Annotated in this window: 12 protein-coding genes and 1 rRNA gene; 5 read left to right on the top strand and 8 right to left on the bottom strand. The window is 49.4% G+C overall.

Features of this window, described 5'->3' with window-relative positions:
- The first annotated feature begins 109 nt into the window (after positions 1–109).
- Together H1S01_RS06075 and H1S01_RS06070 are read left to right on the top strand one after the other, a co-directional pair.
- The gene (locus H1S01_RS06075; protein ID WP_188039213.1) at positions 110–1,492 is read left to right on the top strand and encodes a tryptophanase; all 1,383 of its coding nucleotides are present in this window, start codon (positions 110–112) and stop codon (positions 1,490–1,492) included.
- Between the two features lie 157 nt (positions 1,493–1,649).
- Positions 1,650–2,030 (top strand): RidA family protein, encoded by a 381-nt coding sequence (locus tag H1S01_RS06070; protein WP_188039369.1) that lies wholly within the window; start codon positions 1,650–1,652, stop codon positions 2,028–2,030.
- A gap of 136 nt (positions 2,031–2,166) precedes the next feature.
- Here the strand turns inward: H1S01_RS06070 and H1S01_RS06065 are convergent, their stop codons facing one another.
- From H1S01_RS06065 to H1S01_RS06045, 5 genes are all read right to left on the bottom strand, one after another.
- Entirely contained in the window at positions 2,167–2,838 is a 672-nt protein-coding gene (locus H1S01_RS06065; protein ID WP_188039212.1) for a 4Fe-4S binding protein, read from the bottom strand.
- Between the two features lie 179 nt (positions 2,839–3,017).
- A complete protein-coding gene (locus tag H1S01_RS06060; protein WP_188039211.1) occupies positions 3,018–5,396 on the bottom strand; it encodes a PAS domain S-box protein in 2,379 nt (792 codons plus the stop codon).
- A gap of 163 nt (positions 5,397–5,559) precedes the next feature.
- Complete coding sequence (locus H1S01_RS06055) at positions 5,560–8,013, bottom strand: homocysteine S-methyltransferase family protein (protein WP_188039210.1); 2,454 nt, start codon at positions 8,011–8,013, stop codon at positions 5,560–5,562.
- A gap of 191 nt (positions 8,014–8,204) precedes the next feature.
- Positions 8,205–9,011, bottom strand: coding sequence for a methionine synthase (locus H1S01_RS06050; RefSeq protein ID WP_188039209.1), 807 nt, complete (start codon positions 9,009–9,011; stop codon positions 8,205–8,207).
- Positions 9,012–9,298: 287 nt separating this feature from the next.
- Positions 9,299–10,456 (bottom strand): MFS transporter, encoded by a 1,158-nt coding sequence (locus H1S01_RS06045; protein WP_188039208.1) that lies wholly within the window; start codon positions 10,454–10,456, stop codon positions 9,299–9,301.
- A 448-nt stretch (positions 10,457–10,904) separates the two neighbouring features.
- Between H1S01_RS06045 and H1S01_RS06040 the strand changes: the two genes are divergently transcribed.
- Positions 10,905–13,139, top strand: a complete 2,235-nt coding sequence (locus H1S01_RS06040) for a HelD family protein (protein ID WP_188039207.1) — start codon at positions 10,905–10,907, stop codon at positions 13,137–13,139.
- A 201-nt stretch (positions 13,140–13,340) separates the two neighbouring features.
- Here H1S01_RS06040 and H1S01_RS06035 read toward each other — a convergent pair whose 3' ends face one another.
- On the bottom strand, positions 13,341–13,895 hold the full coding sequence (locus H1S01_RS06035; protein WP_188039206.1) for a hypothetical protein: 555 nt from the start codon (positions 13,893–13,895) through the stop codon (positions 13,341–13,343).
- A gap of 344 nt (positions 13,896–14,239) precedes the next feature.
- On the opposite strand from H1S01_RS06035, the gene H1S01_RS06030 reads away from it, so the two are divergent.
- Entirely contained in the window at positions 14,240–15,112 is an 873-nt protein-coding gene (locus H1S01_RS06030) for a DUF3153 domain-containing protein (protein ID WP_188039205.1), read from the top strand.
- 67 nt (positions 15,113–15,179) lie between these two features.
- Here the strand turns inward: H1S01_RS06030 and H1S01_RS06025 are convergent, their stop codons facing one another.
- Positions 15,180–16,136, bottom strand: a complete 957-nt coding sequence (locus tag H1S01_RS06025; protein WP_188039204.1) for an NAD(P)-dependent oxidoreductase — start codon at positions 16,134–16,136, stop codon at positions 15,180–15,182.
- Between the two features lie 484 nt (positions 16,137–16,620).
- On the opposite strand from H1S01_RS06025, the gene H1S01_RS06020 reads away from it, so the two are divergent.
- A complete protein-coding gene (locus H1S01_RS06020) occupies positions 16,621–17,706 on the top strand; it encodes an FIST signal transduction protein (protein ID WP_188039203.1) in 1,086 nt (361 codons plus the stop codon).
- A 100-nt stretch (positions 17,707–17,806) separates the two neighbouring features.
- Here H1S01_RS06020 and H1S01_RS06015 read toward each other — a convergent pair.
- Positions 17,807–18,013: ribosomal RNA gene (locus H1S01_RS06015) — 23S ribosomal RNA — on the bottom strand; the annotation flags it as partial.

Genomic DNA, 18,013 nt, shown 5'->3' with positions numbered 1-18,013 from the left:
ATAGGGACTTGAACTAATGGTGGATACATTTGTTTTTCTCATGTGATTGGCATGACTTTTGCATATTCATACGTACAGAAAGCAACCCACATTTTTAGGAGGAATTCACATGGTAAGAAAAGCTGAACCCTTTCGCATTAAAATGGTTGAACCGATTCGAATGATCTCCCGGGAAGAGCGCGTCGCGGCTCTGCAGGAGGCCGGATATAACCCTTTCGCCCTCAAATCGGAAGACGTATACATCGACCTGCTGACCGACAGCGGTACCGGTGCGATGAGCGACCGCCAGTGGTCTGCCATGATGGTGGGCGACGAAGCCTACGCCGGCAGCAAATCCTTCTATAAAGTCAAATCCGCCGTCAAGGATATCTTTAACTATGACTACGTCATCCCCACTCACCAAGGACGGGGCGCCGAACAGGTTCTCTTCCCACACCTTATCCCTCAAAAAGGCATGTATGTCCTGGGTAACATGCACTTCGATACCACCATGGCTTGGATTGAACTAAACGGCGCTATCCCTGTCAACCTCGTGACGGAAGATGCCTTTGATACACAAAAAGAAGTGCCTTTCAAGGGAAACTTCGACCTCGCTAAACTGGAAGGGTTCATTCAGGAAAAAGGCGCAGAGAACATCGCCTTCATCATCGTTACCGTGACCTGCAACTCCGCCGGCGGCCAGCCTGTCTCTATGGAAAACGTCCGTGCCGTCAAAGCCATCGCCGATAAATACGGCATTAAAATCAACTTCGATTCGGCCCGCTTCGCCGAAAACGCCTACTTCATCAAGAAGCGGGAAGCCGGATACGCCGACAAGAGCATTCAGGAAATCGTTCAAGAGATGTATGCCATGGGTGATTTTCTGACCATGAGTGCCAAGAAGGACGCCATCGTCAACATGGGCGGTATGATTGCCATTAAAGAGGATAAGGAGCTTTTCCAAGCGGCCAGCGCCTCCTGTGTCCCCATGGAAGGCTTTGTCACCTACGGCGGTCTCTCCGGCCGTGACATGGAAGCCCTCGCTGTCGGGCTTTTTGAAGGACTGGATGTGGATTACCTGGAAAGCCGTATCGGCCAAGTGGAATACCTCGGTGAAGAACTGCGCAAGCGCGGAATTCCGATCCAATGGCCTGTGGGCGGCCACGCCGTCTTTGTCGACGCCGGAAAGTTTTTGCCCCATATTCCCGCAGAACAGTTCCCCGCGCAAGCGCTCTGCAATGAACTTTATCTCGAAGCAGGCGTCCGCCCCGTCGAGGTCGGTTCCCTTCTCCTCGGCCGCGATCCCCAGACGGGCAAACAGAAAAAGGCAGGCGTAGAATTCATGCGCCTCACCATCCCCCGCCGGGTATACACGGACCGTCACATGGATGTCGTCGTCGATGCCCTCGAAACCATCTGGAAACGCCGCGAGAGTATCAAAGGGCTTGAGTTCACCTACGAGCCGAAAGTGCTGCGCCACTTCCTCTGCCGCTTGAAACCGATCGGAGAATAAGCAGGAAAGCATATAATGAACATGATGTAGATGTTTATTCCAACGGAATATTTTGCTCTGAAAAGAGGGGACAGGCATCTCATACGATATTCTTTATGCTCGTGCCGCACTCTGTCTGCTGCACAACTGTATCTAAGGAACCGGAGGTATCGAATTGATGAAAGTTCATATCGACACGGTTGACGCCCCGAAAGCGATTGGTCCCTATTCTCAAGGCATAAAAATGGGAAACCTCATCTTCACCTCAGGTCAGTTGCCCATTGACCCCAAAACCGGCATCATGGCGGAGGACATCCGGGAAGCAACGCAACAGTCCCTGGATAACGTCAAAGCCATCTTGGAAGCGGCAGGCGCATCCCTTTCCGACGTGGTGAAGACAACGGTCTTCCTGCGTGATATGAATGACTTCTCTGCTATGAATGAAGTCTATGCCACCTATTTCCCGTCAAACCCGCCCTCTCGTTCCGCTGTACAGGTCGCCCGGTTGCCTAAGGACGCCGTTATTGAAATCGAAGCTATTGCCCTTATCGTCGAATAGCCCAACGAGACGCTCAGCCAAGATCCTTTAAAATCTTGTCTCGACGAAGGTATAACGAAAAACCCCGGGAATTCACCGATTTCGTGAATCCCGGGGTTTCTTTTATTATAGGCTTATATGGTCAGATTGTTTATCTTTAGGCATTTTGGTCCTGTAAGACGGTCTGCATCTGGCACGACTGAGTACTGATAGCATTTTTCTTGCAGGTTTTCATACAGCTGTGGCAGTGGAGGCAATCTGGATCAGCGATTACTGCCTCATTCCGGTATTCAGTAATCCCAATTTGGAAAGGACAGACGGTTTCACAGCGCTTGCAACTGACACAGCTATGGGAAACGGTCAATGCATTGCGATAACCGGAGAGGTGAGTGACACCAGCGGCCATGGCGCCCATGGGACAAACTGCACACCATGTACGCGGAGAATAGAGTATGCCGAGGACGATACCGATGACGGTGGTCATGGCCACCATGAGCACAAAAGCAAAACCGATTTTAGCTATGTCGCCGTGAGCTGCGTAGAGGCGATACCCGAAGAAGGAGAAAAGGCCGATCATAACCGCTATCCGAGTTGCCGGCGTACGAACCCATTTGGGGATCGGTTGATTCCGGCTTATGGGAGCGATAAAGCGATTGTAGAAAGCCCCCCGCGGACAGAAGTTGCCGCACCACTGGCGGCCTTTCCAGTAGGCCACGATCCATGGTGCTGCCATACAGATAATGGCCGTGTACCCAATCATGGGATAGAAGAAACCCAACCCAACAAAACCAATGAGTATATAAGGACCGTATTTTTGCATGAAATTCATCCCAAGCCCTCCTTGCAGGTAGTTATTAGGTTGTTATACCCCATACCCGTATGGTGTTTATAATCTTACTTGATGATACCTAATCCGTCAATAGCATTTTTCGGAAAATACACAAAAAGGACCGGCCCGATGTTTCCATCAGACCGGCCCCTGTCGTTTTTACGATTCAGTTTTTTAGACTACGATTCCGGTATCTCCACCCATCGCCCCAGCGTAGTCTTTAATTTTTCGAGCAGAACAGGTTTCGTCACATAATCATCCATCCCTGCGGCGATGCACTTGTCCCGATCTCCCCGCATCGCATTGGCCGTCATGGCGATGATCGGCGTACGCCTTCCCTGTTCGATTTGGCGAATCCGCTGGCTCGCTTCCAAACCGTCCATGACAGGCATCTGGCAATCCATCAAAATGACATCGTAAGTCTCTTTCATCACAGCCTCTAACGCTTCCTGGCCGTTGCTGGCTACGTCTATATTTTTAAAACCCATTCGTTGCAGTTGCATGACGGCCAGCTTGCGATTGACTTGATTGTCTTCAGCGAGAAGAATCTTGCCCTTCCATTCTCCTTTGGGAGCCGCCCTTTCCGTCGAAGAGGACTGCACCGTATTTCGCGAGATCAATGCCGGTTCGATTCGATTGGCCAAAGATGCCTCGGAGAGACGGCCGCCACCATTCCTGGAGGGAGTTCGAGCCAAGGGCAAGCTAAACCAAAACAGAGAGCCTTTCCCCGGTTCGCTTTCTACCCCAATTTCTCCGCCCATCATGGTGACCAGTCGTTTGGTGATCGATAAGCCGAGCCCGGTCCCTCCATATCTTCGGGTGAATGAACTGTTTTCCTGGGTGAAAGGGCGGAATAAGTGCGGGATCATCTCTTTGGAGATACCCACTCCCGTATCTCTCACTTCAAAGCGCAGCCGCTGCGTCTTTTCATCTTCCGACAGGAGCTTCACCTCAAGTTCCACTTTTCCACTATCGGTGAACTTGATGGCGTTTCCAAGCAAATTGAATAGAATCTGCCGGATTCGGACGGGATCGCTGCGCAATTCTCGGGAGATCTGTTCGTCCACCTGCATTGACAAACGCAGGTGTTTTTCTTTTGCTTTTGCCTCGAGGAGCCCGATGACGGTGGAGACGACCGTCGGCAGGTCGAAATCAAGTTGCTCCAGTTTCATCTTCCCGGCTTCGATTTTAGAAAAATCGAGGATGTCGTTGATGATCACCAGCAGTAATCGTGCCGACTCGAGTACCATCCGGGCGCAATCCTGTTGCTCTTGGTTGAGAGGGGAATGGATCAAGACTTCAGCAAGGCCGATGATGCCATTCATAGGGGTGCGGATTTCATGGCTCATGGTAGCCAGAAAATCACTCTTCACCCGGTTCGCCGCTTCAGCAGCTTCCTTCGCTTTTTTCATCTCCGTGATGTCGAGCAAATATCCGTCATAATAACGAATTTTCCCCTGGTCATCGCGATGAATGACGCCATATTCGTATATCCAGCAGATTTTCCCGTCAGCGCGGATCAGCCGGTAGTCCATGTTTCGGGTATTCGACGGTCCGTCCGTTTCCCGTACTCCCTGGACCCGCTCCCGGTCATCGGGGTGAATGATATTGGCGTAGGCTATCTCGGATTTTAGAAGGGCTTCTGCCCTATAGCCGAACTGAGATACGTTTTCTGAGATGTCTACAATCTCCCACTGCGTTTCGATGACGCAACGAAAGACGACGACAGGTCCGCTGAAAAACAGACGCTGCCCTCGCTGTAAGGCCGCTGTGGCCAGCTTATACTCATGAATATCGACACAGGCGCCAATGAAACCCATGAAATGACCTGTCACCGAAAACCGAGGTATTCCGATGTCGACGATCCAACAATAGTTCCCGTCGGCACGCATGAGGCGGTATTCCATACGAAAACCGGTTCTTGTCCTGAAGTTCTTCCTATAGGTATCTAAACAGTGTTCCCGGTCCTCCGGATGGACCCCTTGCACCCATCCGTCTCCATACTCTTCCTCTAAGGTTCGTCCTCGAAAATCGAGCCATCCTTGGTTGAAGTGGGTGCATAACCCATCCAAGCCGGACATCCAGAGTAGCGCCGGGGAGGAGTCGGCCAAGGTTCGGAAAATCGTCTCGCTCTCCCGCAGGGCTTCTTCGATTTGCTTGCGATCGGTGATCTCCCGGCTGACGCCGACAAGACCGATCACATCGTCTTCCTTGCTATAAATGGGGTTTAGGACCGTCTCAAAATGCCAGACCTGGTGAGCACCTTCATATATCCATTCATAAGTCACCGTTTCTCCGTGAAAAGCTTGTTGGTATGCTTTTTCATGAACCGCAGAGTACCCGGCAAAGACTTCTTTCGGCGTCTTTCCAATGAACCGTTCCGGGAGAAAACCATATCGTCCTGCCCAACGACCGTAGACGCCGGTATAGCGCTGTTGATCATCGAGTTCAAATACGATATCGCTCATCGATTCCAAGAGAAGTCGATAGCGATTCTCTTCCTCGCGATAGGGGTTCAATTGTTGCGCGTCTGCACCCTGTGCCCATCTGGATGTCATCGGCAACCGCTCCCATTTTTCCATTCTAATTTACTTTTAATTTACCACGACAATCCTTCTACGGCTAGCACTTGTTTGCATTTGGAACAAATAATTTGCCGGTAATGAGAAAGGCCCCGTTCATCTTTCCTTTGAAGACAGTAGAACAGGGGCCTTCTCTCGCTTATGCTTTTAACTTCATCAACTTTTCGGCAAGCTTGACGGCCGAGACCGCATCGGGCGCATACCCGTCGGCTCCAGCCTGGGTCGCATACTCGCTGTTGACCACGGCACCGCCAGCCATCGTAAGACTAGGGACACCCGCCTTTTTCAAGGCAGCAATCGTCTTGTCGATCTCCGGCAAGGTCGTCGTCATCAAGGCACAAAGGCCGACGATGTCTGCCTGTTGGGCTTCCGCCTGAGCTACGATGGTCTCGGCGGGTACATCTTTGCCGAGATCGATGACCGTGAAACCGTTGTTCTCGAGCAGGGCGGCGACGATATTTTTCCCGAGGTCGTGAATGTCGCCTTTGACGGTGGCCATCAACACCCGCCCTTTGCTGGTCACAGCCTGGGTGGGTAGTTCTGTTTTCAATGTCTGGAATGCCGCTCGCATCGTTTCAGCGGCAAGCATGACCTGGGGCAGAAACACTCGGCCTGCACCATAGGCTTCACCGATTTCGGTCATGGCCGCTGTCAATCCCTGTTCGGTAATCTCAATGGCCGGGATCGCTTGTTTTACGGCCTCTTTCACCAGTGTGATGATCGTCTCTTTTTCGCCGCGAATGACCGCCCGGCGGATTTTCGAGAGCACGTCCCCTTCTTCCGCAGCGACCGCTGTTGAACCAGCCTTCGCCGCCGTCCCTGCGCCCGCTCCGAGGGCACCGGACGCACCTTGACCCGTTCCTAAAGCGGCACCGGTGACGGTAGCGCCGCTGTATTTCAGACTGAAGCTCTGCCCTTGCTTATCATGGCCCAGAAGGACCAATGCGGCATTCATGGCATCGCGTAAGGTGGCGTCAAAGGGATTGAGGATCGGCGCATCTAAGCCCGCATCTAAGGCCAATGTGCAGAAGGCGGCATTGACCAGCGGACGGCAGGGCAGTCCAAAAGATACGTTGCTCAGCCCCATGACTGTGGGGAAGCCGAACTCCTTGCGGTACAGCCGCAGCGTATTCAAGGTCTCCTTCGCCGCCTCGGCGTCAGCCGCCACGGTAAGCACCAGCGGATCTAAGAGCAGATCTTTGCGCCTGAAGCCTGCTTCCAGAGCCGCTTCAACGACTTTACGGGCCACTTCGACCCGCTCCTGCGCGGTTTGGGGTACACCATCGGTACCGATCGGCAGACAGAGGATGGCGGCGCCATACTTTTTCGCTAAGGGCAAGAATTCTTTGATCCGATCCGGTTCGGCACTGACTGAGTTGACCAGAGCCCGGCCCGGATAGGCTTTTAATCCCGCCTCCAAGGCGGCCGGGTCGGTCGTGTCGATGGCTAAGGGTACATCGATGAGCATGGATAATTCCGTAACGGCTTCCGCCATCGCTTGGGCTTGATCGATACCCGGGACGCCCATGTTTACATCGAGGATCCCTGCACCCGACTGGACTTGTTCGAGGGCGTCTTTTTTCACCATCTGCCAGCTGCCCGATTTGATCTCGGCAGCCAGTACTTTCCGTCCTGTCGGGTTGATCCGCTCCCCGATGAGCACCGGTGGGAAGGCAGGTCCTACGAAGACGGTGCGGCTGCGGCTGGTAAGGGCCGTCGCCTTGGCCCGCTCTGAGACGGGTCGTGATTTTGGGGTATAGCCCTGTAACGCCTTTGCTACCGCAGCGATATGTTCTGGGGTTGTCCCACAGCAACCGCCGATGATGCTTGCGCCCGCTTCGGCCAGCTTTGGTGCCCAGGAAGCAAACTCGTCCGCCTGCATGGGAAAAACAGTCTTTCCGTGAATCAGTTCGGGCATACCTGCATTGGCCTGAATGCTGATGGGCCGGTCGGTCGCCTCCGCCATAGCTTGTACGACGGGAAGCAGTTGGGCTGGCCCTAAGGAACAGTTGGCACCAATGATATCGGCCCCCATTGCTTCCAGCAGGATCGCTGCCGTTTGGGGATCGGTCCCGGTGACGGTGCGTCCGTCGGAACCAAAGGCGAGTTGGCAGATGACAGGTTTGTCTGTGACCGCCTTAGCCGCCAGCAGTGCTGCCCGCATCTCCTGGATATCGATGATCGTTTCGATGATGATGTAGTCCACGCCGGCTTCAGCCATGGCTCCGATCTGCTCTTTAAAGACATCGACAGCTTCGTCAAACGACAGCTCCCCGAGCGGTGCGATCAGTTTCCCTGTAGACCCGACAGATCCGGCCACCTTCGTGTCGCTGGTACAAGCCGCCCGAGCGGCTCCCACGGCAGCGTGGCATATCTCCCGAACCTTGTCCCGTAAACCATAGTGGGATAGCTTGATCCGGTTGGCACCAAAGGTGTTCGTTTCAATGATATCGGCGCCTTTTTCCACGTACTGACGGTGAATGGCCGTCACCGCCGCCGGATTTTCCAGGTTAAACTGCTCCGGACAAGCTCCTGGTTTCAGCCCAGCCGCTTGTAACATGGTCCCCATGGCACCATCGAAAATTTTAATCATCGCCATAATTCCTTTCTGTCGTTAAGTCACAGAAACTTTGCACTTTATGGTGCAGTATCTTTTCGTTAATCAGGGCAAAATGACTTCCACTGCTACGTTATACGCCCAAATTTTACTTCTGGCGCGATTTTACTCCCAGCGCAATAGTCTTGTCATAAACACCTGCGTCGTTAGAACTCTATCCTGCAAGATTAGAGCTTGCGTGCGATACAGTCGATTTTGGGACAAGCGGCACAGCCTTTGCGGCAGACGAGCTTGTCACCCTTTATATCGTTCACATCTTTTTCTTTATCCGTAGATATTGAAGATATTGAAGATACTGGCGATACTGATTCCCTGTTAGCCCATTTGAGCTTACCCTCGTTTGATTCGGTATCACCGGTTGCTTCCAGGTTACCGTGGCGGGGGATCAGTCCAATAACGGCCGTAATCGATTTTTGCGGCTGAAGCATAAACCCTTCTGTAACGGAGATGGCCAGACCGGAAGGGCCGGCTAGGGGTAATAGGGCTTTTTGCACACTTACGTCCCAATCACCGTACCCGGGGCTGTACCGCCATGTGGCCCGGTATCCCCGGCGTGCTGCCTCTTCTTCAATCATCCGGTTGGCTTTATCGGCTACCATTTCCACTGCCGTCGTTCCGACCGCATCCAACAAAAGTCCTTTGGTATAGTGTCCGTCGGCAAAACACTTCTCGGTGGCCTGCTCGATGGCCGGACCGATGGTCGCTGCTAGGATGACGACCTCTTCCGCTTCATGCAGATGCTTTTGAATATCCTGCCCTGCAAGCGAGAGGGTAGGATTCGCTAGAATCGTTGCTGTATTCCGATCATAAGAGTAACTGTGCCAGGCCGCTCTGCCTTCCGCGTAGAGAAGCCCCTCCCTGCAGGCACTGGTAATCATCTCTTCTGGAAAAGCCTCGCCAGCCCTGGCCAGCCCTGCATAACGGCGGGTTTCTGCCGCATCGATATGCGTAAGGGGAAAACGGTAAACAGGCATCAGTCTCACTCCTTACCTTACCGTGCGATTTGTATATTGCATTGTAGATTATATCCTTGTTTGAAAGCTGGCGCAAAGAGGAAAATCACCTAGAAAAATAAAAAGGTAAGGCTGCCGATTATCCGACAGCCTCACCGGAGGTTCATTACTTTGCTCTTTCTACATTAATGCAACTCAACATAGCAACTCAACTATTACTTAAATGCCTTTTGATTTGAGTTCGAACATATCGGTCATTTCCCAAGCGCCTTTGGTAATGTATGGCAATTATTCACAAGACAATCATTTCACGAACTATTGGACTTTTTTGTAGTCTTTAGCGATAGGAGAAGAAACCCGACGATTGGCAGAATGGCGGCGCTCAGATAGACCCTCTGGAACCCCCAAAATTCACTCAACCCCGCCCAGAAGGAACCTGCCGTCACACCGATATCAAAAAAACTCGTAAACAAACCGAGTGCGCTGCCTTTCGACGAAGGCGGCGTCTGCCGGAGCACGATGACCGTGAGCGCCGGATACATCAAGCCAAAGCCGAGGCCGTACAAAAAAGCCTGCGTCAACAAATAGGGCAAGCTCTTTGAAAAACCTAGCGCTGAGACAGAGACGATAATAAATGCCAAGGCGATTTTGACGATGCCCACTTCGTCTGTAAAGATTATTTTGGGCATCAACAATCTGGATAAGATGATCGCTCCCGCATTGACCGTAAAAAACCACTCAAACCCTGAGATGTGCACTTCCTTGGCAAACAGAGGCAACATCGTTATAATCGTCCCGTTGGTAAAGGTGATCACGAAAAGAATGAGCCCAGGGTAGATCACATAGGGGTTTTTTAAGATGTCCCGAAAAGGCGTCTCCTTTTCCCCTTCCGTTTGTACTTGCCTTTCTTCTCTCGTCAGCGGAAGCAAGAGGGCCGTCAACACAGTGAAGCTCGCCGAAAGGCCAACCACTGTCCAGAGCCCGAACTCCCGATGCAGGTAAAGTCCCAGCGACGGCATGAGTCCCTTCCCCAGGATCAAGGCGATGCTGTGAATCCCAACCGCCCTGCCTAAAAAGGCTCCATCTACGTTTTCCGTCAACAACGAGATGGAAGAGACCGTGAACACACCGATCGTGTAGCCAAAAACCAGTTGCATGAGGGCGACGTAAGCTAAGGAGGGTTTGATAAAAAAGAGAGGTGTCGCCGCTGAAAGGGCCACACAAGACCAGAGCAACCCTTTACGGCCGTACCGATCCCCCAAAATCCCTGCGAGCACACGTAAAAAAAGGGAGCCAAAGAAAAAGAGGCCCATGATGAGACCGATGTCGAGCTTGTTCGCCCCCAACTCATCCATGTATACGGGAAGGACCGGAAGCAGTAAATAATAGGTAGCCGTAAAGGCTGTAGTCGCTGCGAGTAGTGTGAGGAAGGGAAGGGTCCAAAATTGCTGCGTCGAACCTGTCATCTTTATCCTTCTTTTTACGTTTATCTACATTCTTCTATCATCTCTATCGGAAGCCTTTCTGAGAACAGCCTTAATATGCGAGAAAAGGGACTCCGTTAATCCTCTTCGTGAAACCGAACAGTCGAGAAGATACACATGACTAGGGCTTTGTATAGCGGTAACCGTAAAAATTAAAAAAGAGCCGACCTAATCTCATGTAGGCCGACCCCTTTTTCTCACGTATTACGTTATTACACTTAGATTCTTCTATTGCGAACGAGATTTAACTTCAACCCAAAACCTATTTTTATTTTCTATACGAAGAAAGGTGAGTCTTTACTCAGGCTGAAAACAAGCGTATAATAAAAAAGCTACCGTTGTTTTCCGCCTCATTAGTATTACCCAAAATAATTGTAACACGTTTCCCGCGTCAAGTCAAGCGATTTTTTTTGTGAATGGAGGTACTCTCATGGATCGCTATCCACAGGAACTTCTCGAAGAACGGGAATATCTGAAAAGCACACTGTCGGTCATTCAAAAAGAGTTGCTGACAGAACAAGAGAAGCTATCCGATAAAAAGCGAAAAGTCATCGAATCCAGGCGGGACATGTGGGAGAATACAGGCCATTCCGGAAGAGACTTCACCCGACTGACCGAGATGAATCAATATCTTTTCGAGGTGAATCATCAGACTGGTTCCTACTACAACACATTGCAGCAGGTGAAGAAATACAAGAAAATTATCGACAAACCCTACTTCGGCCGCTTCGATTTCAAAGAAGACGGATACGACCTCGTCGAGCCCATTTATGTGGGACTACACACAGTGATCGATTCTGCGACCCAACAGGTCCTTGTTTACGACTGGCGTGCTCCTATCTCCAGCATCTTTTATCGTTATGAACTGGGACTAGCCGCCTATCAGGCCCCCTTGGGTTTGGTCGCCGGTGATGTCCAACGAAAACGGCAGTATAAGATTCAACGGTCCGAACTTGTTTATTTCTTCGACTGCAATATCCTCATCAACGACGAATTTCTACAAGATATATTGAGTCAGAATGCTTCGGCGAAAATGAAGAACATCGTCGAGACGATTCAAAAAGAACAGGATACCATTATCCGGGACCGGGAGAACGACCTGTTGATCGTACAAGGTGTGGCTGGCAGTGGGAAGACCTCTGTGGCATTGCACCGCATCGCTTTTTTACTCTATGACGGGTTGAAATCCAATCTCGCTTCCCATAACATCCTCATCCTCTCCCCGAACGCCCTATTCAACAAGTATATCTCACAGGTCCTGCCTGATCTCGGGGAAGAAAACGTGGTACAAACCACCTTTGACGATATAGCCGGCGACTTCTTTGCCGGTTCTGTTCAGTTAGAAACCCGGTCTTCTCATCTGGAAGCTATAATCCAAAGCCAAACGGAGTCAGAACGTAACGAACGAACCGATGCCTATCAGTTTAAAGGCTCTCAAGCTTTTGTGACTCTCCTCGAACGATTAATTCGGTACTATGAACATCGCCTCATCCCGTTCCAAGACGTTTATTATAACGGTGTTGTCGTAGAAACTCGACAACAGTTGAAAAACCGATTTTTAAACGACAAAATTGGCATGCCCATGGCCATTCGACTGGCACGCATGGAAAAGACCATACTGGATAAAATTCACCCAGTGCAAAAAGAGCGACTGAAGAAACTAGAAGCTATCGTCGCAACGAGCGAAGGCCATGAGTTAGAGATAAAACCTTTTAGCCGACTGCTGTCGATGAAAGAAGCGAAAGCCTTTCGAGAACGTCTGCGCGCGTTCACTCGCATTGACTACCACAAGCTTTATCAACAGCTTTTCTTACAGCCAAAATTGTTTTTTTCCCTGGCACGAGGCCTGAACCTCCCACGTGACATCGAAAGGATCATCACTGCGACTGCAGAGGCCTTAAAAAACGGGCAGGTCCGTTATGAAGATTGTGCTCCCCTGCTGTATCTAAAACTTCGTGTCGAGGGATCTCATCTTTTTTCCGACATCAAACAAGTGGTCATTGACGAAGCACAAGATTACACCCCTATACACTACGAAGTGTTCAAAATATTATTCAAAGACGTCAAGTATACGGTCCTTGGCGATTACCACCAGAGCCTAGAGCGACAGGTTGACGAAACCATCTATGATGATGTGATCCAGATCCTCGGAGTGGCAAAAACAATCAAGCTGTTTCTCCGCAAGGGATACCGTTCCTCTTACGAAATCAATCGATTTGCCAGGCATGTGCTAGGGACCGACGAAGATAGCCTGGCCTTTCAACGTCACGAAGCTGAACCCCACGTAGTTCCTTTTCCGAGTATGGGCGAAATGGACGAAGCCGTTCTCCAGGAGGCGACATCTTTTATCCAGCAAGGCTTTTCTTCAGTGGCGATTATCTGTAAAAGCCAGATGCAAGCAGAGCAAGTCTACCACAGGCTTTCTCGCAAAGCCCCCCTTCGACTGATCCGTCCTCACGAAGGAACCTTGGAAAAGGGCATTCAGATCATTTCCGCTCATACGGCGAAGGGACTTGAGTTTGACGTAGTTCTGCTATACGGGGCGGATAAAAAAACTTATGGGAATGATTTTGATCGGCGACTGATGTATGTCGCATGCACCCGGGCACTTCACCGGTTGCATATCTATCACACTGGCGAAAAGAGTCCCTTTTTTCCCGGCTAGACTGAGCCTTTCAACATGTTTCAGTGCCTAAAAAAACGTTAATGGCCCTTTAGGTCTTAAGCTATTATGACGATCGCTTTGGGGATAAAAGATAAGAAGAGGGGATTCTCCATCGTGTATGGAGAATCCCCTCTTCTGTTTTCTGAAGCCACGTGTGATCGCACCGCGCCAAATCGGGAATCCCATCCAGATACGATGGAATCAGTGTTTTTCCGCAGGCTTAGACGATTTAATGTTCTCAAGCGTCATCGAAAAATCAGAAGACACTTGATTCACTGTTTGTGCCTGTACATAGATGGAGCAATATTTATCGTATAACGCCTGTAAGGTGTCATACGCTTCTTTGCATTCCTTGGGGTGGTTCTTCAACTTCTTCATTTTTTCATCGATTCTGTCTTTCGCATGGGCCATTTCCACGAGGACGTTATCCTTCGCAGTGGACTCCTTGATCTTCTCGAAATCAATGTCCAATTCCGCCGTTTTTATGGCGTTGCTCCATACCTCCGAGTAGCCCTCGGCATACCCTTTGGTCAAGGAAAGTCCTGTCATGGCCTGTTCGGTAATATCCTTTACCGTTTCATTGTACAGGCTGACATACTCATTGAACTTGATCGTCTGAGTGTTGTTCTCCATGAGCGTAAGAATACTGGACGTCATGATCAAAACAACGAGCACAAAAATCAGGAGTGCCCGGTTCTTATTCACCGACTGTACAGGTTCACGCTCATCGCGAGGTTCTTCACCATAATTACTCATCGCCCACGCATCACCTCCAACAATTTAATTTTGAGAGATCCCGAAAGGGTATGATCAGGACGCCTGTCTTCCCTTCTCATAACACGTTTATACGGAAACTAGTAAAAATATTCCAAGAATCAGGAAATATTGTTGCATATGCATTTATCTTTTTTTACGCTCCCGCACAAAATTTCGAAAAAAGGCACCCATTTATAAATATCTGCAAGGATACTATCACAAAAGAGGACATGCTTACAGATTTACTATAATTTTGTCGAATAGTATATTTCTTTATATTTAACTCATTTTTCTTTATGTGTACGCGTATAAATTTATTACAAATAATTAAAGGAGGTGAGAGTGTGCGAGGGACGAAACATCGCGTTTTACAAGCAATTATACTGATTGTCCTTTGTACCGTATTCCTGGTTGGCTGCGTCCAGTCGGATATTCATGTGAAGGTGAATCCCGACGGCAGCGGGGACCTCGGCTACTCCATTCTTGTGAAACCCTCTTTACTGGGTGGAGACGGTGGGTATAATCCCCTGGACGACTTAAAAGCCAATGCAGAGCAATCAGGCTTTACCGTCACCAGTTTAGAACAGGATGGTATGGTTGGTTTTCAAGCCTCCAAACAAGTTAAAAGTATTGCCAAGGAGTCTTCTAGCGATCTTTTCCTCGGGAAAATCGGTGAAGGTTTCACCCAGAAGTCGTCCTATTTGAAAAATACATACACACTGAATACAGCGATTGACCTATCCGACCTTAGCTTCACAGGCAATGACAAAGTCAATCCATTGCTCCAAGCGGCCTTGAAACAGGTGAAGTTGACTCTGACGGTCGATCTCCCGGTCTCAGCGGCCAAGCATAATGCAACGACTATCGCTAAAAACGGGAAAGAACTGACTTGGCTTCTTCAACCGGGTCAAGTGAATCAAATCAACATCGTAGCCGAACAGTATAATACCACGACCATCTCTCTCCTGGGGGTTGCCGGTCTGCTGATTATCGGCGGCATCAGTGTGGCCATCTCCCAAATAAAGAAACAGACTGTCGCTGTAACCGCTACGGAACAAGAAACAGCAGCCCAAGAAACTCCGTCTGTGGAGGCATCTACGGGCGAACAAGTAGGTGAAAACACCAGTGCCGAAGCAAATGCGGAAACCGTTGCGGAAGTTGCTGTTGGAGTCGAACCGAATACCGGTGATGATTCGACGGAGAACAAACAAGGCTAAGCTAGGGCGATAAATACAAAACCCTTCACCTTTATTTCCTATCGGAAGTGGTGAAGGGTTTTTTGTATTAACTCACGATGTTGATCGCGTTTCCTTGAATGAAACCTTCAATATTTCCGGCCAATAGCTGAATCAGTCTTTGCCTCGACTCCAAACACTTCCAACCGATATGGGGTGTGAGGATTACGTTCTCCATCGTGAATAAGGGATTGTTCAGCTCCGGTGGTTCTGGATCCTGCACATCCAGAGCTGCACCGGCAATTTTTCCAGTTTGCAACGCCTCAATCAGATCCGTTTCTTTAATCAAGGGACCGCGGGATGTGTTGATGATGTAGGCAGAGGGCTTCATCAGGTTTAACCGCTCTTTATTGATGATGTGTCTAGTATCGGCGGTCAGAGGGCAATGGAGGGAGATATAATCACTTTCTTTTAACAATTCCTCCAGGCTGGCCGTGCGAACCTTGGGATCCTCCCATGTTTTCGGTGTCCGATTGTACACGAGGACATTCATCCCAAGGGCTAGAGCCACTTTCATCACTTGCTGCCCAATGCTTCCGCTGCCAATGATACCGAGTGTTTTATTTTGCACCTCAAAGTGGGGTACCTGCAGGTGTTTCGTAAAATTGCTGTAATCGTCTTGCTTAATCATGACTTGTTGGCGATGCAAAGAGGAACTCAAATTCAAAATAAAGGCGATAGCCAACTGCGCCACGGCCTCCGTGCTATAGCCGGGAATATTGCATACAGCGATGCCCTTTTCTTTCGCCGCCGCAATGTCAATATTGTTATAGCCAGTCCCGGCCTCTGCGATAAACTTTACAGAGGGTGGGAATTTCTCTATCAAACCTCTTCCGACTGGCAGTTCCTTCGTGATAACAATCGTCTGATCTTTTACCCGTTCAATGATTTCCTCGTCGTTGCTATCATCATATCTCGTCAAGTCGGTGATATTTGAGATCGGTGAAAAGTCGAGCTTATTATCGAAGTCAACTTTAGCTGCGTTGAGAAATACTGTCTTTTTCATAGCTACCCCCTGTTGATCGTCAAATTCTGTCGTTTGGAACAACCAGTAACGCTACCGGCTTGTACAACTAACTTGTGACACTTATAGTTTGACCTAAAAGCTCGATCACTATGGTATCTTCCGTTACTTTACACCAATGTACTGAGTACTGAACCATCGCAGGCCCTTATCTACACAATCCACTAAAACCTGTACCCTTGAGGGAAGGAGTTTATTTCACTCTAACCTCCTTGCGTTTGTTTGCCTTTTCACGAATATCATTTCTATGCATTTTATCTATTTCCTGCAATCTTATTATAACTTTTGGGAATCACCGTTATAACCGGAGTGCTCCCTCTATTATCGACAGAGTTAGACCTTCCCTCTTTGGTGTCTCACTTTTGACTCGGACCGATTGCTCCTTTAGAACCGTAAGTCGTCTTGCTTTTCAATTGCCTTTTTCCATCTGAGATGATACGATCAACCTCGAAAAGGAGGGCAAAAGATGTACAAAAGAACCTTTCGAGAGCTAGCAGATTATATCGCTCAACTAGATATTTTACCATCAGAACAATTAATGATCCTGACGGCAGATAAGTCGTCTCACCATGTGCCCGAATTAATCAATTTGATGAACAGCAAAAACATGCAATTTTTCGGTGGTGTCTACGCAGCGCTCCTCTCGGGAAACAAGATGGAGAGAGAAGGCTTTATCGTTCAGAAGTATGAGCCACTCTATTGCTCCATTGTCCTTCCCTTCTTAATGCGTTTTAATCTAGATCCAAAAGACTTAGAAAACACGACAGCACTAGTTCTCGTCGATGGCCTCTCCAGCAAATTCAAAGATTTAACCGATACCGTCTACAATAAAGTTGGAAGCAATGTGACCTATATCGGTGGCGGGGCGGGACATTACGACCTACAGCATAGACCGTGCATCTATGACCACAAAGGGATCTATAAAGATGTCCTCTATATTTGTATCGTCAAAGGATCTACAGAACTTGCCGTTGAGCATGGTTGGAGAAAAATGGACGGACCCTTTACCATTACACAATCGAACGGGAATACCTTAGCGGAGATTGACTACCAAAACGCCTTTGATGTGTATAAAGACATCATCGAACAAGAAGAGAATCTGAGAATCAGCAAAGAGGACTTTTTTAGTTTTGCTAAAGATCATCCTTTTGGCATCCAAGAAAAAGGCCATTTCGAAATCGTCGTAAGAGATCCCATCGGTGTAAACGACAATGATGAAATTGTCTGTATCGCCGATATTCCTAAAGGCAGTCAAGTCTACGTATTGAAGGGGAACGCAAATACCTTGTTGGCTTCTTCCATACAGATCGCGGAATATTGTGCGAAACGGGCGCCCGCCAAATATCGGCCTCTGCTTTTCGACTGCATTTCCCGGGCCATGTTCCTAGAGGAACGCTTTGACTCCGAGTTAAGCAATATTCAAGCATACCTAAAATACCCGGTGGAAGGTGCCTTATCCATCGGCGAAATAGCGTCCCGGAAAAACGGTGAGATTATCATACATAACAAGTCTACGATTCTTGGTTTGTTGTCGTTCGAAGAGAACCGCTAGACCTTACACTTCTAAAAAACAGCGACAAAAAAGCCTACCGCATTTTTGCAGTAGGCTTTCGCATTCCATCAAAACTGAACAGAAGTATCGTAAAGCAGTTAAGGTCAAGTCCTCGACCGATTCGTACCCGTCGACTGAACACCTCACGGCGTGTACATCTCGGGCCGATCGACCAGGTCATCTTCCTGGGGTCTTACCTACTTGCGTAGTGGGAAGTCTCATCTTTGGGTCGGTTTCGCGCTTAGATGCTTTCAGCGCTTATCCGCTCCCGACATAGCTACCCAGCGCTGCCGTTGGCACGACAACT

Source organism: Heliobacterium chlorum, assembly GCF_014502795.1.
GTDB classification, from domain to species: domain Bacteria; phylum Bacillota; class Desulfitobacteriia; order Heliobacteriales; family Heliobacteriaceae; genus Heliobacterium; species Heliobacterium chlorum.
Note: the sequence above shows the minus strand (reverse complement) of the source record. Positions and strands in the feature narration are given on the sequence as shown.

Excerpts from the sequence above, each read along its gene's own strand:
- H1S01_RS06060 (WP_188039211.1), bottom strand. The coding sequence starts at position 5,396 with ATGACATCCAGATGGGCACAGGGTGCAGACGCGCAACAATTGAACCCC.
- H1S01_RS06075 (WP_188039213.1), top strand. The coding sequence starts at position 110 with ATGGTAAGAAAAGCTGAACCCTTTCGCATTAAAATGGTTGAACCGATT.
- H1S01_RS06025 (WP_188039204.1), bottom strand. The coding sequence starts at position 16,136 with ATGAAAAAGACAGTATTTCTCAACGCAGCTAAAGTTGACTTCGATAAT.
- H1S01_RS06050 (WP_188039209.1), bottom strand. The coding sequence starts at position 9,011 with ATGCCTGTTTACCGTTTTCCCCTTACGCATATCGATGCGGCAGAAACC.
- H1S01_RS06070 (WP_188039369.1), top strand. The coding sequence starts at position 1,650 with ATGAAAGTTCATATCGACACGGTTGACGCCCCGAAAGCGATTGGTCCC.
- H1S01_RS06045 (WP_188039208.1), bottom strand. The coding sequence starts at position 10,456 with ATGACAGGTTCGACGCAGCAATTTTGGACCCTTCCCTTCCTCACACTA.
- H1S01_RS06055 (WP_188039210.1), bottom strand. The coding sequence starts at position 8,013 with ATGATTAAAATTTTCGATGGTGCCATGGGGACCATGTTACAAGCGGCT.
- H1S01_RS06020 (WP_188039203.1), top strand. The coding sequence starts at position 16,621 with ATGTACAAAAGAACCTTTCGAGAGCTAGCAGATTATATCGCTCAACTA.
- H1S01_RS06065 (WP_188039212.1), bottom strand. The coding sequence starts at position 2,838 with ATGAATTTCATGCAAAAATACGGTCCTTATATACTCATTGGTTTTGTT.
- H1S01_RS06035 (WP_188039206.1), bottom strand. The coding sequence starts at position 13,895 with ATGAGTAATTATGGTGAAGAACCTCGCGATGAGCGTGAACCTGTACAG.
- H1S01_RS06040 (WP_188039207.1), top strand. The coding sequence starts at position 10,905 with ATGGATCGCTATCCACAGGAACTTCTCGAAGAACGGGAATATCTGAAA.